Origin of the sequence: Janthinobacterium darwini, from assembly GCF_051380905.1 — a bacterium.
Taxonomy (GTDB): domain Bacteria; phylum Pseudomonadota; class Gammaproteobacteria; order Burkholderiales; family Burkholderiaceae_D; genus Janthinobacterium.
Window position 1 is genome coordinate 1,025,390 of the sequence record NZ_JBNYXX010000001.1, and the last position, 15,311, is coordinate 1,040,700.

The 15,311-nt window shown below is 64.7% G+C and carries 11 protein-coding genes; 3 read left to right on the top strand and 8 right to left on the bottom strand.

Annotation, left to right across the window (positions count from 1 at the left end):
* Positions 1–12: 12 nt before the first annotated feature.
* The 3 genes from ACQ4WZ_RS04710 to ACQ4WZ_RS04720 form a co-directional block, all read right to left on the bottom strand.
* On the bottom strand, positions 13–687 hold the full coding sequence (locus ACQ4WZ_RS04710; RefSeq protein ID WP_099380715.1) for a methionine ABC transporter permease: 675 nt from the start codon (positions 685–687) through the stop codon (positions 13–15).
* Positions 680–1,489 carry a methionine ABC transporter ATP-binding protein gene (locus tag ACQ4WZ_RS04715; RefSeq protein ID WP_070222288.1) on the bottom strand — a complete coding sequence of 270 codons (810 nt, stop codon included), beginning with the start codon at positions 1,487–1,489 and terminating at the stop codon, positions 680–682. The genes ACQ4WZ_RS04710 and ACQ4WZ_RS04715 overlap by 8 nt, the downstream gene beginning before the upstream one ends.
* A gap of 324 nt (positions 1,490–1,813) precedes the next feature.
* The gene (locus tag ACQ4WZ_RS04720; RefSeq protein WP_436572677.1) at positions 1,814–2,272 is read right to left on the bottom strand and encodes a YbaN family protein; all 459 of its coding nucleotides are present in this window, start codon (positions 2,270–2,272) and stop codon (positions 1,814–1,816) included.
* A gap of 481 nt (positions 2,273–2,753) precedes the next feature.
* Between ACQ4WZ_RS04720 and ACQ4WZ_RS04725 the strand changes: the two genes are divergently transcribed.
* Complete coding sequence (locus ACQ4WZ_RS04725; protein ID WP_101481935.1) at positions 2,754–3,320, top strand: YceI family protein; 567 nt, start codon at positions 2,754–2,756, stop codon at positions 3,318–3,320.
* A 107-nt stretch (positions 3,321–3,427) separates the two neighbouring features.
* On the opposite strand, the gene ACQ4WZ_RS04730 is transcribed toward ACQ4WZ_RS04725, so the two are convergent.
* Both ACQ4WZ_RS04730 and ACQ4WZ_RS04735 read right to left on the bottom strand, forming a co-directional pair.
* Positions 3,428–5,236 (bottom strand): NAD(P)-binding domain-containing protein, encoded by a 1,809-nt coding sequence (locus tag ACQ4WZ_RS04730; RefSeq protein WP_436572678.1) that lies wholly within the window; start codon positions 5,234–5,236, stop codon positions 3,428–3,430.
* 153 nt (positions 5,237–5,389) lie between these two features.
* Complete coding sequence (locus tag ACQ4WZ_RS04735; RefSeq protein WP_436572679.1) at positions 5,390–6,532, bottom strand: sigma-54-dependent Fis family transcriptional regulator; 1,143 nt, start codon at positions 6,530–6,532, stop codon at positions 5,390–5,392.
* 395 nt (positions 6,533–6,927) lie between these two features.
* Between ACQ4WZ_RS04735 and ACQ4WZ_RS04740 the strand changes: the two genes are divergently transcribed.
* Entirely contained in the window at positions 6,928–8,265 is a 1,338-nt protein-coding gene (locus tag ACQ4WZ_RS04740) for a serine hydrolase domain-containing protein (protein WP_436572680.1), read from the top strand.
* Positions 8,266–8,386: 121 nt separating this feature from the next.
* On the top strand, positions 8,387–9,928 hold the full coding sequence (locus tag ACQ4WZ_RS04745; protein WP_436572681.1) for a CHASE2 domain-containing protein: 1,542 nt from the start codon (positions 8,387–8,389) through the stop codon (positions 9,926–9,928).
* Between the two features lie 30 nt (positions 9,929–9,958).
* On the opposite strand, the gene ACQ4WZ_RS04750 is transcribed toward ACQ4WZ_RS04745, so the two are convergent.
* From ACQ4WZ_RS04750 to ACQ4WZ_RS04760, 3 genes are read right to left on the bottom strand one after another with little or no spacing between them, the layout of a single operon-like run.
* A complete protein-coding gene (locus ACQ4WZ_RS04750) occupies positions 9,959–12,748 on the bottom strand; it encodes an Hsp70 family protein (protein WP_436572682.1) in 2,790 nt (929 codons plus the stop codon).
* Between the two features lie 2 nt (positions 12,749–12,750).
* Entirely contained in the window at positions 12,751–14,622 is a 1,872-nt protein-coding gene (locus tag ACQ4WZ_RS04755) for an Hsp70 family protein (protein WP_133990340.1), read from the bottom strand.
* Positions 14,619–15,200, bottom strand: a complete 582-nt coding sequence (locus ACQ4WZ_RS04760) for a DUF2760 domain-containing protein (RefSeq protein WP_436572683.1) — start codon at positions 15,198–15,200, stop codon at positions 14,619–14,621. The genes ACQ4WZ_RS04755 and ACQ4WZ_RS04760 overlap by 4 nt, the downstream gene beginning before the upstream one ends.
* Positions 15,201–15,311 lie beyond the last annotated feature (111 nt).

Below are 15,311 nucleotides of genomic sequence, written 5' to 3' on the forward strand. Positions count from 1 at the left end.
TCTGAATTTGAATTAACGTTTGTCGAGGCGCTTGGCGATGCGCGTGCCTGCGAACTGGATGGTTTGCACCAGTACGATCAGGATGGCCACGGTGGCGACCATGATGTCCGTCTCGAAGCGGTAGTAGCCGTAGCGGATGGCCAGGTCGCCGATGCCGCCGCCGCCCACCACGCCGGCCACGGCCGAATACGACAGGAAGCTGATCGACAGCACGGTCAGGGCCAGTACCAGGCCGGAGCGCGCTTCCACCAGCAGCACGCGGAAGATGATCTGCATCTCCGATGCGCCCATGGCGTGCGCCGCCTCGATCACGCCGCGCGGCACTTCGCGCAGGTTCTGTTCCACCAGGCGCGCCAGGTAGGGAATGGCGGCGAACGACAGCGGCACGGCAGCTGCCAGCGGGCCGATCGAGGTGCCCGCGATGATGCGCGTAAACGGCGTCAGGGCGACCAGCAAAATGATGAAGGGGAAGCTGCGCACGGTGTTGACCAGCCAGCCCAAAATCGTCGACAGCGGACGGTTTTCCAGCGACTGGCCTTCCGATACGAGGAACAGCAGGATGCCCAGCGGGCCGCCGATCAGGATGGCGGCCGTCAAGCCGATGCCCAGCATGGTCATGGTCTGGCCCAGCGCCACCCAGATTTCCGGCAGCAGCTTGATGACGTTATTGATCGATTCTTCAAACATGTGTTGCATCCTTCCATGCGGTGGCTTCAAACGCCTCGGTGCCGTAATACGCCAGTTCGCGTCCCAGCGCCGTCTTGCGCGGGGTGGCCGTGTCGCTCAAATCGAATTGTTCGGCGATGGCGCCGTTTTCCACGACAGCCACGCGGTTGCAGATGGCGCCCAGTACCGACAGCTCATGGCTGACGATGACGATGGTCACGCCAAGGCGCGCATTGATGTCGCGCAGGGTGTCGAGCAGGGCGCGCGTGGTTTCCGCGTCCAGCGCGGATGTCGGCTCGTCGCACAGCAGCACATCGGGGTGGCTGGCCAGGGCGCGTGCAATCGCCACGCGCTGTTTCTGCCCGCCCGACAATTGCGCCGGATAGCTGTGCAGCTTGTCGGACAGGCCCACCAGCGCCAGGCATTCCTCGACGCGGGCGGCGATTTGCTCGCCCTTGGTGGTGCCATGGATTTTCAAGGGGAAGGCGACGTTGTCGAAGACGCTGGCGTTTTGCAGCAAATTGAATTGCTGGAAAATCATGCCGATATTCTGGCGCGCGTCACGCAGTTCGCTCTTGCCCAGGCGCGTCAGTTCGCGTCCGGCCACGGTAATGGTGCCGCTGTCGGGGCGCTCGAGCAGGTTAATCAGGCGCAGCAAGGTCGATTTGCCGGCGCCGCTCTTGCCGATCAGGCCGAAAATATCACCGGGATAGACTTCCAGCGTGACCGATTTGACCGCGTGGAATTGTTCGCCTTTGGGCAGCGCGAAGGTCTTGTTCGCGCCGTCGATGCGAATCACCGGCGTACGGTGTGGTGTGGTCATGCAGTGTTTCCTTTTTTATTGGACCGTGACAGGCTTGCTTGCAGGGGCCAAATCGCCCAGCCTGTTACGTCGGTTGCGTAGTATACCTCCGATCGTGTTATTACTCCTACGACAGAATCTTGCTTTGAATATGCAAATAATGTCTATGCGCTTGTTTTTAAGTTGAAAAAGCGGGAAAGTGATATCTGTGCCGAATTTAATCCCGTGGGCGGGCGCGAAGTAGCCGCATCTTGGTGAAAAGTTCGACGCGCCATGCGCGGGCATCGCGGTGTTTTTATGTGAAGTTCGGCTGACTTGCCGTTTTTTTGAAGTAAGCAGGGCCGTTTACTGCCTGCTATTGTCCACTTCGCGGGCAGATTCTGCTCCGCTGGCGGCAGGGCCTTCAGGACGGCGCAACAGGTAGGTGAGGACGGCGATTTCCATGGCGCCCACCATGGCGATGACCCACCAGGGCGGATGGCCCAGGCACATGGCGACAAAGCCGATGGCCATGCCCAGGCAAGCCATGGCTTTGCCGCGCCGCGAGACGGCGCGGTGTTCGCGCCACTGGCGTAGCGGCGGGCCGAAGCGGGGATGCTGCAGCAGCCAGTGCTCAAGGCGCGGCGAGGCGCGGCTGAAGCAGGCCAGGGCGAGGATCAGGAAAATCGTCGTTGGCATGACGGGCAGCATGGCGCCGATGATCCCCAGCAGCACCATCAGGGCGCCGGCGGCGGTCCAGGCCCAGCGGCGCAGACGCACGCCGTGCGCTTCGCGCAGCGGGGACTGGGCGAGCGGCTCCCGCATCAGGCGAATGCACCCGCAGCCAGGCCCTGGCTGCGGGGCAGGTTGGTGGTGCGGTGCGCGTTCAATGTGCTCGTGGCGTGGCGGGTGGCCGTCATGTTTTTCTGCTCTGGGTTCTGCTCGGTGTTCGGCTCTATTATGGATGAATCAAGGCGACGCTGCATGTCCCCCGGGGCCGCGAGGATAGCAATCCCGCAGAATAATAACAAGAATCATTCTCATTGGATGTATTATCTGAGGCGCTGGATAACGCTGGATATTTTTGGCAATGCAGACAATAATCGGCAGCAGAACGCGCTGTCGCAGACCTTGATGTCTGTATTATCGATTTTATCGATGCTAACTAGGTATATTTTCCGTTTTACATCGATCTTCATGCCATGCATAATCTGTTGCAACTGAAGCCAGACAATCAGCCGCATACGCTTTACGCCTGCAGCCGATTGCGGTTTTGACATCCTCCACGCCCAATCAGGAATTTACAATGAAAAAACTGCTCGCTTTTATCGCCGCTGCCGGCTTCTCGCTGTCCGCCGTCGCCGCTCCTGAAGTCTATGTCATCGATGGCAGCCACACTTTCCCCCGTTTCGAGTACACCCACATGGGCTTCTCGACGCAGCAAAGCCGTTTCAATAACACCACCGGCAAGGTCACCCTGGACCGCGCCGCCAAGACGGGCTCCGTGGAAGTGCTGATCGACACCAAGTCCGTTGACACGGGTTCGACCCTGTTCAATACGCACATCCAGGGCGATGGTTTCCTTGAAACCGACAAGTTCCCGGTCGCCACCTACAAATCGACCAAGTTCAATTTCGACGGCGACAAGCTGGCCTCCGTCGACGGCAACCTGACCCTGAAAGGCGTGACCAAGCCAGTCACCCTGACCGTCACCTCGTTTGCCTGCGCACCGCACCCGATGCTGAAAAAAGACGCTTGCGGCGCCAACGCCACGGCCAAGATCAAGCGTTCGGAATTCAACGCCGGCAAATATGCGCCAGCCGTCAGCGATGATGTCACCCTGACTTTCGCGATCGAAGCGATCAAGCAATAAACTGCTGGGGTCAGACCCGGCGGGTCTGACCCCACATTTTCGCTGCACCGTAAAAATGGCGGCGGACTTCGGTCCGCCGCCATTTTTTTATCTGCTTGTCCCTGCCATCACGACAAGTGATGCACCTCCTGCTGCCCATACACGGGGGTAGTCAAGCCTTCCATGCGCGCTTTCAGCTGCAGCGACAGATACTGGGAATAGTGGCGTGACTGGTGCAGGTTACCGCCGTGGAACCACAGGGCTTGCTGCTGCGTGGGCTTCCACATATTGCGCTGTTCGCCCTCCCACGGACCAGGGTCTTTCGTCGTGGCGGAACCGAGGCCCCACACCTTGCCCACCTTGTTGGCCACCTCGGGAGAGATCAGGTCGGCCGCCCAGCCATTCATGGAGCCGTAGCCGGTAGCGTACACCACCAGGTCGGCGGGCAGCTCCGTGCCGTCGGACAGCACGATGGAACGGCTTTTCAGCTCCTGCACGCCGACGCCGCTTTTCAGCTTGATCTTGCCCTCGGCGACCAGCTCCGAGGCGCCCACATCGATGTAGTAGCCGGAGCCGCGGCGCAGGTATTTCATGAACAGGCCGGAATCGTCGTCGCCGAAATCGAGCATGAAGCCCCGTTCTTCCAGGCGCGCATAAAAGTCCGCGTCGCGCTCGCGGATGGCCTTGAAGACGGGTTTCTGGAAGTCGGCCAGAATCTTGTACGGGATAGAGGCGAATGTCAGGTCGGCCTTGGCCGTTGTCATGCCGGCCGCAAGCGCCCGTTCCGAATACAGGTCGCCCAGCGCCAGGTCCATTAGCGAGTCCGACTTGACGATGTGCGTCGACGAGCGCTGCACCATGGTCACGTCCACGCCCGCTTCCCACAGGGCGGCGCAGATATCGTGCGCGGAATTGTTCGCGCCGACCACCACAACCTTCTTGCCGACATAGGCGTCCGGTCCCGGATGCTGCGACGAGTGCTGCTGCTCGCCCTGGAACACGTCCATGCCCTTGAACTTCGGCATGTTTGCCTTGCCCGACATACCCGTGGCCAGCACCAGCTGCTTCGGTTTCAGGGTGATGGCCTGGCCATCGCGCAGCACCTGCACCGTCCACTCGCCGGTGGCTTCGTCGAAGCTGGCCGATTCGCAGCTGGTCGACCCCCAGTAGTTCAGCTCCATCACCTTGGTGTACATTTCCAGCCAGTCGCCCACCTTGTCCTTGGGCGTGAAGACGGGCCAGTTGTCCGGGAAGGGGATGTACGGCATGTGGTCGTACCAGACGGGGTCGTGCAGGCAAAGCGATTTATAGCGCTTGCGCCAGCTGTCGCCGGGACGGGCGTTTTTCTCGATGATGATGGTGGGGACATTGAGCTGGCGCAAGCGCGCACCCAGCGCGATGCCGCCCTGGCCGCCGCCGATGATGACGCAATAGGGCTGGCGCGCGTAGCCCAGTTCTGCCGCTTCCTGTTCGCGCTGTTCCAGCCAGCTGCTGCGGTCCGTGCGCGCGCCATGCTCGGCGCCCATCGGACGGCGGCCGCCCTTGGCTTCTTCAAAGCCCTTCAATTCACTCATGGTGGTGAGCAGGGTCCAGATCTTGCCGTCGCGGATGCGGATAAAGCCTACACCGCGCGCCACCTTCGTTTCCACCGTGATCCAGCTTTGCAGCACGCCACCGGCCTCGCTGGCGTGCTCGCCGTCGGCGATGCGGATGGAGACCGGCTGCACGGTGCCCAATTGGGCGGCCAGCATGGCGGCGATCTGTTCGCGGCCTTCCATGGTTTTCAGGTTCCAGGTAAACAGCACCAGGTCGCGCCAGTAGCCGTCTTGTTCGAACAGCTGCGCAGCGCCCGTGCTGTCGCTGGCGCGAAGTAAGCCCTCTAGCTGCTCCAGGATGCCTGCCACGGGCAGGTCAAGCGGGGTGTTTTCGGTTTGCATCGTGTCTCCTCCAAGTCTGCTGACTTTATGATGGGATGCGGCTGTGTTGCCGCTGACGATGTTGTAACACTGGCGTTCTGGCGCCGCATCTCGCATTGCAGCATGGCGGCTACTGAGACGGAAGTCTCAGTGCGTTGATCGCTTCATTGCGCTTCATTGCCGGTGCGGCGGCACGATGTGCAGCTGCTTGAGGCGCCGGTACAGGGTGGCGCGCGAGACGCCCAGCATGGCCGCCGCCTGCAGCGGGCGCCATTTGGCGGCGTTCATGGCGTTGACGATGCGCGTGCGCTCGGCCAGCTCCGGCGGCGTGTATTCCGGCACGCCGTCCGCGACAGGCAGCTCGCGTGCGGCGCGCGGGCGCGCGCTGGCCTGGCGCAGCGGCGCGCGCACGCGGGCGTGCAGCCAGGTGCTGCCGCCCGCCAGGCGCAGGGACAGCAGATTGTGCCCCGCGCGCGCATCGAACAGCCGTTCGGCGCGTACTTCCAGCACCTCGGCGACGGGCCGCGGCAGGCTATCGAGGCCTGCGATGACGTCGCGCGCGCAGCGGTTGGCGGCGATGACGTTGCCATGTTCGTCGATGGCGAGCAGCATTTCCGGCTGCACTTCCACGAAGTGGCGGTTGCGGTGCGCCAGCAGGATGCAGCAATGGCTGTAGGACTTGAGAAAAAAGCCGTCCTCGATCAGGGTCGCCCCCTGGCGCACCAGCTGTTTGACCAGGCGCTGGCTGTCGCGCGCGTCGGGCGAGTTCAGTGCCGAGGCATCGAGCACGCCGATCAAGTCGCCGTGCGGCGAAAAAATGGGTGCGGCGCTGCACGTGAGGCCCGTGAACGCGGCGCGGAAATGGTCGGTCTTGTGCACGGTGATGGCTTCGTGGTCGAGCAGCACGGAGGCGATGCCACAGGTGCCTTCCTCTTCTTCCGACCAGCACGAACCCGGATACAGGCCCGCCTTCTTGAAATCCTTGCGCTGGGCCGTGTCGACCACGTAATCGATGGTCACGCCGTGTGCATTGGCCAGGATGACGCAGTAGCCCGCTTCGCGCACCATGGCGTGCAGGCGCGGCAGGCACTGGCCCGTGGAGCGCAGGAAGCCTTCCTCGGATTGCTGGATGGTGCGCAGTTCGGCGCCTGTCAGAATGCGCGGCCCGGTAGTGGAGGCGGGATCGAGCCGGTAGTGGTCCAGCGAGCGCCGGTAGGACGAGGCCAGCCTGGCCGTATCGGCCCCCGGATTGACGATCCTGCCGGCGATCAGGTCGCGCACGCGGTCGATATGGCTGGTCTGGCGGACGTAGGGCATGGAGCTCTCCAGTGTCTCGGTATCTGGTGTTTTTATGGTATTTCGCTTGTCGCCTCCGTTTTTAGCACGAAGCGCCTGGCGGCGCATCCTGCGCTGCAGCATGGCGCGCACCTGAGACCTTAGTCTCAGCGCGTGGTCCGCACAATAGGATGCTTCTCAACAATAAAAAAGAGCATCTCTGATAACATTCGGTCAAATGGACAGTCATCTGGCGCAAGGCATATCTATGGCAATGCAAGCGATGTTCCCGGTGCGCCGTTCACTCGTCCTGGCCCTGCTGGCGCGCCCGTGGTGATCGCTGGCGTGCTGCGCCCGCTGCTGGCGAACCCTATCTTCGTCAAGAAGGTGCGCGTGGTGAACCTGAATATCTGCCTGACTATCAAGGAGAACATCGCATGAACGTACTGCCCAAGATGACATGCCTGGCCTTGGCCGCCTGCCTCGCGCTGGCTGCCGGTGCCGATGCGGCCGAGACGGCCAAGGTGGAAGGCACGCCGATGTCGGCCGCCGCCAGCGATCCGGCTGCATTGAAATGGATGGTGGGCGCGCCGCCACCGGCCGATAAAATCATCCGCTTCGACGATGGCAGCTACTTCAATTTCCCGCAGCTGCGCTGGAGCGTGTCGCACTTCCGCCAGCTGATGCCGACGGTGGAAGTTGCGCGCGGCTTGAAAGCGCCCGTGCCTTTGCCGCGCGCGCTGCGCAGCGATATCGACAGCCTGCGCTTCACGCCCCTGGGTGCGAAGGAAACCATGACCTGGGAGCAGTCGCTGGGCGCCAACTACACGGACGGCATCGTGGTGCTGCACCGGGGCCGCATCGTGTATGAGCGTTACCTTGGCGTGCTGAAGGAAAGTGGCCAGCATGGCGCCATGTCGGTAACGAAGTCCGTCATGGGCACCATCGGCGCGGCGCTGGTGGCCGAAGGCAAGCTCGATCCTGACAGGAAAGTGGCCGAGTATGTGCCGGAACTGGCCAAATCTGCATTCGGCGACGCCACCGTGCGCCAGGTGCTCGACATGACCACGGGCCTGAAATTCAGCGAAGATTACGCCGACCCGAAAGCGGAAGTGTGGCAGCACGCGGCAGCCGGCAGCCCGCTGCCCAAGCCCAAGGATTACACTGGGCCGCGCAGCTATTTCGAATATCTGCAAACGGTGCAGCACGAGGGCCGGCATGGCGAGGCGTTCGGCTACCGCACGGTCAACTCCGACGTGCTGGGCTGGATCATCGCCAGGGTCACGGGGCAGAACGTCAACGAGTATCTGTCCGAGCATATCTGGCAAAAGCTGGGCGCCGAGCAGGATGCCTACATGACGGTTGATTCGACCGGCACGCCGTTTGCCGGCGGCGGCCTGAATGCGGGCTTGCGCGACCTGGCCCGCTTCGGTGAGATGCTGCGCAACGATGGCCGCTACAACGGCCAGCAGATATTGCCGAAGGCGGCTGTCGACGATATCCGCCGCGGCGGCGACAAGCAGCTGTTCGCCAAGGGCGGCTACGATTTGCTCAAGGGCTGGAGTTACCGCGACATGTGGTGGGTCACGCATAACGACCATGGCGCCTATATGGCGCGCGGCGTGTACGGTCAGCGCATCTATGTCGATCCGAAGGCGGAAATGGTGATCGTGCGCTTCGCCTCCACGCCGACGGCGGCCAATGCGGCCAACGATCCGACCACCACGCCGGCCTTCGAAGCGCTGGGCAAGCTGCTGCTGGCCAAGCCGAAGTAGGCGGCCAGTCGGGGCCACGCCAGACGTGCTGCGGATGGGGCATAACTGCAATACACTATCCCTTTGTCATTGAATATTGCTTGAGTGTTAACTCAAGCGCCGCACGCAAGGGGAACGCACTGTGGAAACCAGCCAGCCAGACCAACCACGCCCGCCGCTCTGGCGGCGCCTGCTGTGGCCGGTTGCCCAGCTGGGCTCGGCCTTTAAACTGACGGGCACGCACCTGCTGCACCACGTAATCGGCGCCAGCCTGATCGCCGCGCTGATGCTGGCGCTGGAAGGTTTTCACGTGCTCGAATGGCTCGATGCGGCCATGCTGCGCGCCAGTGCGGCACAGGGCCAGCTGTTGAACCGGGGCAAGGATCCGGGCGCAGCTTATCGGCCCGGCATCATCGAAATCGACCAGCCTGCGTTCGAACAAGTCTTCGACGAGCGCGAACCGCTGGAACGCACGCGCCTGGAGCAAGTGATCGCCAGCGCCGCCGCGCGCGGCAGCAAGGTGCTGGCCATCGACTTGGACCTGGCGCCGGCCGTGTATGAGCAGCACAAGGCGGGCGAGCGCCCTCTGGACCGCCTGCTCGACCAGCTGGCCGCCGATGGCCGGCAAGTGGTGCTGATCCTGCCCGAGCAATCGGACCGGAACGCGAACCTGCCGTGGATACGCGCGCGCTGCGCGGCCGGCATCCATTTCGCCAGCCCGCAAATCCGCGAACGCATGGGCGCCGTCACGCGCATCGAGCTGAAAAGTCCCGTGCTGGCGGCCGTGGCCTTCGAGCTGGCGCATGGGGCCGACGAGCAGGAGCAGAAGCAGCCCATGCCGGCCGTCTTGTCCGAGCAAAAGGAAGTGGTGGCGCTGGCCGGCCGCGTGTGCCAGCTGGCCCGGCGCACGGGCAGTGAAAAGGAATTGGCGCGCTGGGCGTTCGAACCCGTCATCCGCGGCGACGCCAAGGCGGCGGCCGAACAGAATGCCGTCACCGCGCCGTTTCACCCGGCCGCCGTGGCGCCGGCATTCCTGAACCCCACGCGCGCGCGCGTCAAACTGATCGAGGGCCAGGCTGGCGTGGATGCCGGGGCACTGCGCAAGAACGTCGTGTATATTGGCAGCACGTATGACGTACGCGACCGCTATACGACGGCAGAAGGCGAGCAGGCCAGCCTGCACCTGCATGCGGCCGCCCACACCTCGCTCGGCATCGGCACGGCCGACGTCAACAAATATGCTGTGTTCGCGGCTGATATCGTCATCGGGGTGCTGCTGGGCTGCCTGTTCGGCGGCTTGTGGACCCTGTACGGCCGGGCCGAGCTGGCCATCGACAAGCGCATGGAAGACCACGATTTCAGCCGCCTGCACCGCATGGGCACCCTGGCGGAATTCTATGGCATCCGCTTGATGCTGGTGCTGGTGTGGGCTTCGCCGTTTGCCATTGGCGCGCTGGCCATCTACCTGTCGCGCGGCTTGCTCGAGCAGGGCTGGTGGGTCAATCCCGGCCCCCTGATCGCCGGCATGTTCCTGCATGCGATGTCGCTGCGCGATGAAGCCCACCATCCGCACGAAGAAGTGCCGGGCCTGTCCGTGTGGGCCCAGCTGCGCCGCACGCATCCAGGCATCGTGCTGGTGCAGGCGCCGCTGGCGGTAGTGCTGTTGGTGGTGGCGCTGGCGTAGGGCTGGAGGACAGGCTGCACAGGAATCCGATCAGCCGATCAGCTTCAACCCCGGTGGCAGTGCCTCGCCCAGCATGCGCCGGGTAGCTGTTTCGTCCAGCTGTGTCACTTCGCTGACCATGGCTTGCCACAGGGGCGGGGCGCCCACGGCTTTCAGGCGGGTCAGGATGGTCGCCCGTAGCTCGTCGCCGATGTCGCGCGAGCGGTCGCCCGTCATCCGCGCCAGGTGGGCTGCGGCGAAGGCGGCCGGTTCAACTTTTTTCCAGTCCAGCGCCAGCAGCACCTGCAACCACCCGGCCACGGTGGCGCTGTCGACCACTTCGTGCGCGCTGCCGTGGAAGGGTTGGCGCGCGCCGACCCTGGCCAGCGCCCACAGGGTATTCGTATCGGCCGCTTCTCCCTTCTTGCCGGCTTTCTCCAGCCGCTTGATCAGCCAGGCGCCCACTTCCGCCTTGTAGGCGCCGGGGATGCGCTCCAGCGAAGCGCCCAGGCGCAGCATGTCGTCATCGCTGCCGTTGACCAGGGTAAGGGGGCGGCTGCCGCGCTGGGCCGCATCGGCTTGCAGGTTGAAGGCGAAGTCGTCGAGCAGGCGCAATTGCTGCTGCGTGCTCAAGCCGCCAGCCACACGGCGCCACAGGGTCCACCATTCGGCGCACACCTGGTTATCCTTGTGATGCTGGATGCCCGTGTCGAACAGGGCCCACAGCTGCTCGATGCGCCATGGGTCGAGCGCGTCGCCATAGCCGGGGCGCAAACAGTAGCCGGCCAGGTTCAGCCAGACTTTTTCATGTTCGGCGGAGCGGCGCCGGCCACGGGTGCGCAGCATGAGGGCGTCGAACAGCTGGCGCAGCAGCGGCGTATCCCAGCTCTCGCGCCCGTCTAGCCCACGTTCCAGGTGCTGGCGCAACTGGCGCACTTCCTTGGTCTCGACCTTTTGCGCCTTGCCGCCGAAGATGCGCTCGATCTTCTCGATGGCTTCCTTGATGCGCGGCGAGACGGCTTGAGGCTCGCTATCGCCTTGCTCTTCCTCACCAGCGCGCAACTGGAATTCCAGCAGCCAGCGCTGGCCGGCATCGGCTTCGGCCACGCAATGCACTTCCAGGGTGCCCACTTCTGTCATGACGGTGACCAGCTGCACGGTGATTTCGCGCTTGTCACTGGCATCCTCTTTATCGTGCAGCACGCTGGCCAGCGGCGGCAGGCGCAGATACTCGCCGGCGTCCAGGTCGACGATGTCGCCCAGTTGCGGCGGCGTGCCCGTTTCCGCAATCGAGGATGCCAGGTGGAAGCGCACGGGGCGGCCCAGGCGCAGGGCGAACAGGCGCTCCGTCAGGCCGATTTCCTCGCCGCTGGCGCTGCCACGGGGCAGGATGCAGACGGCGCGGTTGTCCTTGCCCGCCTCGCCCAGCACGAGGAAATAGCTGCGCGGGGAGCCGCCGCCGATGCGCGGGGCCTGTCCCCGGCGCGCCAGCGCGTAGGCGACGGCGCCGCGCGCCACGGCCACGTCGGGATTGTCGTTGTGCAGGATAGTCAGGGGCAGGGCCGCGCCGCGCCAGTGCGCGAGCGTCTCGGCCAGGCGGCGCGCCAGCGCGTCGGCGCGGAACACGCCGCCGTTCAGCAGCAACGTGTCGGGAAGTTCGCCTTGATGCTGCTGCAGGAAACTGGCCAGATGGCGCGTGATGGCCGCGTCCTGCGCGTAGGGCAGGCCGAATTCGACGATGCCGGCGCGGCCTTTTTTCGCCGTCTCGCTCAGTTCCACCTTTGGGAAGAAGCCGTCGACCACCAGGGCCGCCACTTCTTCGCGCGTGATATCGGCGGAACGGCTGCCACCGATCAGGCGAGAGCCGGCGCCCAGCAGGGTGACGGTGGCCTTGTCCGGTGCGTCGCTCGATAGCAGCAATTCCTTGGCGGCGCGGCAGCGTTCCATCAGCTGCGACAGGCGTGCGGCGGAGAGCTTCATGCCGCCTTCGACGCTTGCCGCCATGCGCGTTTCCATCAGGTGGGCCAGCGCCAGGTCCATATTGTCGCCGCCGAGTATCAAATGATTGCCCACACTGCTGCGCGTGAGCTGCGGTTCGCCATCCTCATCGAAGGCGACGTCGATCAGGCTGAAATCGGTGGTGCCACCGCCCACGTCGCAGACCAGGATGCGCCGCGTTTGCGCCAGGTCAAGGTGCAGCGTGTCGCGCCGGCGGTGCAGGTAGTCATAAAAGGCAGCCTGCGGTTCTTCCACCAGCCGTAGCGTGGGCAAGCCCGCCAGGCGGGCAGCTTCCAGCGTGAGTGCGCGCGCACCCTCGTCGAAGGAAGCGGGGATGGTCAGCACCAGTTCCTGGTTTTCAAGGGGAGAATCCGCAAAGCGGTGATTCCACGCGGCGCGCACATACGCGAGGTAGCTGGCGCTGGCCGCCACGGGGGATACCTTGGCCACGTCGGCATCGGCGCCCCACGGCAGGATGGGCGCCTGGCGGTCCACGTTCGCATGTGACAGCCAGCTCTTTGCGCTGGAAACGAGGCGGCCCGGCACTTGCGCGCCGAGCTGGTGCGCCAGGGCGCCCAGCACCGGATGTTCCGCCCTGGTGACATCGTCCTGTGGCCACGGCAGCTGCAAATCGCCGGCCGCCAGCTCGCCAGGGGCAGGGTGGTAGCGCAGCGATGGCAGCAGGGGGCGTGCGCCCACTTCGCCGGGAGCGAGCAGCTGCTCAATGGCGAACAGCTGTATGCCCGCCTGGGCATCGGCCGCATTGGCATAGGCCACCACCGTGTTGGTGGTGCCCAGGTCGATGCCGACCAGCCAGGCCGGCTGCACCTTCGCGCCGCGCATGCTTATTGCTGCGGCGTGCCGCGCACGTCGAATTCCACTTTCCAGCGCTCGGCGCCATCAGGGGAGACGGCCAGCAGCTCCAGGGTGCCCGCTTCCGTGACTCTGGCGTGCAGCTTGACTTGCACCACGTCGCCAGCCTGGCGGCCTTCGGCAGACAGCGTCGCGTGGATTTCGCTCAGTTCCTGCAATTCATCGGGGCCCCAGAAATCGAGCAGGTCGCCGATCTGGTCGTTGCGGCGCGTGGACGAGGCGAAGAAGCGGAAGTGCACGGGTTCGCCCACCACCAGGCCGAATTGCTGGCCTGGCAATTCCAGTTCGCTGCCTTCTTCCATGCCGAACGGCGCCACGCACAGGGCCTGGATCGGCGGTTCCATGCCGGGGATGGCCGGCATGGCCGATTCGATGGCCACGTAGAAGGCGCTGGCCGTGCCGCCGCGGATACGCACGCCATGGCCGCGCCGCACGTAGCTGTAGTAGGCGGCGCCACGGGCCACGGCCAGGTCCAGGTCGGCCCCGGCCAGCATGCGCGCCGGTTCCGCGCCTTCCATGTACAGCCAGTCGTTGACGGTGGCCATGATGCGCTGTACCAGCAAGTCCGACTTGAAGACGCCGCCGTTGAACAGCACGGCCGTCGGGTGCAAAAAGCTGGCGCCGTCCGCCTGGCGGCCCGCAAAACCATCGAGTTCGCTGGTCGCCGCCACTTGGCGGCCCAGGAACGCGGCCAGGTGGCGTGTGATGGCCGCGTCCTGCGCATACGGCAAGCCCAGTTGCGTCAGGCCGGCGCGCGTGCGCACGGCAGGGCGGCTCGATGCTTCCACTTGCGGGAAGAAGCCGTCGAGGATAAAGGTGGACACTTCCGCGCGCGTCAGTTCCGTGCGGATGGAGCCGCCGATCAGTTTCGAGCCGCGGCTCGGCACGACGATCGGTGCCACATCGAGGCCGCTGTCAGCCAGCAGGCTTTCCTTGGCGCTGCGGCAGCCATAAGTGAGCGCGCGCATTTGCCAGGCGTCGAGCTGGGTGCCGTTGGCGGCCAGCTTGCGGGCCACCAGATGGGCCAGGGCCAGGTCCATATTGTCGCCGCCCAGCAGGATGTGTTCACCGACGGCGACGCGGTGCGGTTCCAGCACGCCGTCGCGTTCCAGAACGGCGATCAGCGAAAAGTCGCTGGTGCCGCCTCCCACGTCGACGACGAGGATGATGTCGCCCGGCTTGACTTCCTTGCGCCAGCGTCCCTCGCTGGTCTGGATCCAGCTGTACAGGGCCGCCTGCGGCTCTTCCAGCAAGGTCAATGAAGTGTAGCCGGCTGCCTGCGCCGCTTCCATCGTCAGCTCGCGCGCGGCCGGGTCGAAGGACGCAGGAATCGTCACCGTGATTTCCTGCTGCGCAAACGGCGCTTGCGGGTGGGCGTTGTCCCAGGCCTGGCGCAAATGCGTCAGATAGCGCGTGGCCGCCGTGATGGGCGAGATGCGCGCCACTTCCGCCGGCGCGTCGTTCGGCAAGATCGCCGCGCGGCGATCTACGCCCGGGTGGCACAGCCAGCTTTTCGCGCTCGACACCAGGCGGATGGGCGTGGTGGCGCCGCGGCTGCGGGCCATTTCGCCGACGACGAACGGCGCCTCCGCTTCTTCGGTCACCCAGGGCAGGGCCAGGTCGCCCGCCGCCACTTCGTCAGCGTGCGGCAGGTAGACGAACGATGGCAGCAGCGGCAGTTCTTCGACGGTGCCGGGCGCCGACAGCTGCGGCACTTTCAGCACGCCGTGGCTGGACTTTTCGCCGTCGCTCTCGACCAGGTTCACATACGACAGGGCGCTATGGGTGGTGCCCAGGTCGATGCCGATGGCGTAGCGCGGGGTAGGGTTGACGGTATCGTTCACAGTTCCACCTCGGCCGGGGCCAGGATGGCAGCGTCGTGTTGCTCGCTCAGTTTCGGCAGGCGTACGCTGGAGGCGCGCCAGCCGCGGTGACTGAGGGTGCCCGTGTACGGCGCGGAACCGACGACGTTGCCCGTCAGGCGCACTTGCGCGGAATCAAAACCTTCCTGCAGCACGATGCGGCTGCCTTCGGCTTCCTGGCGCACGGCCTCGATGGTGAAGTATTCGCGCATGACCTTGGCGCAGCCTTCATGCACCACGCGGGCGGCCGCGCCGATGTCGGCGTCGGCATGGCTGCCCAGGTTTTCCTGGGTGAAGTCGATCAATCGCGCTTCGCGTTGCAGTAAAGCAAGTAACTGCAGGGCGGCGTCCGGCGTGGCTTCCTTCAATATGACGGGGGCAGCTGCCGGCGTCGGCACGGGAGCGGGTGCCGGAGCCACGGGAGCGACGGGCGCAGCCTCGGGCAAGGACAGTTTTTCGACGCGGGCCGCATAGGCGGCGTCCGACAGGGTGCTGAAGAAGGCGCCGAAAGCCAGCGGGACGCGGCGCCAGAACGATGGGTGGGACGATGGTGTGCTCATAGGAACTCGTTTCTCTGATCTGTAGGGGAGGCGTCGGCGGCGCGGAACCGCTTCGCAAGGTGTTGCATGCGCCGGCCCAATGGGGCCGGCTGGCGTTTGCCCGAATGATAC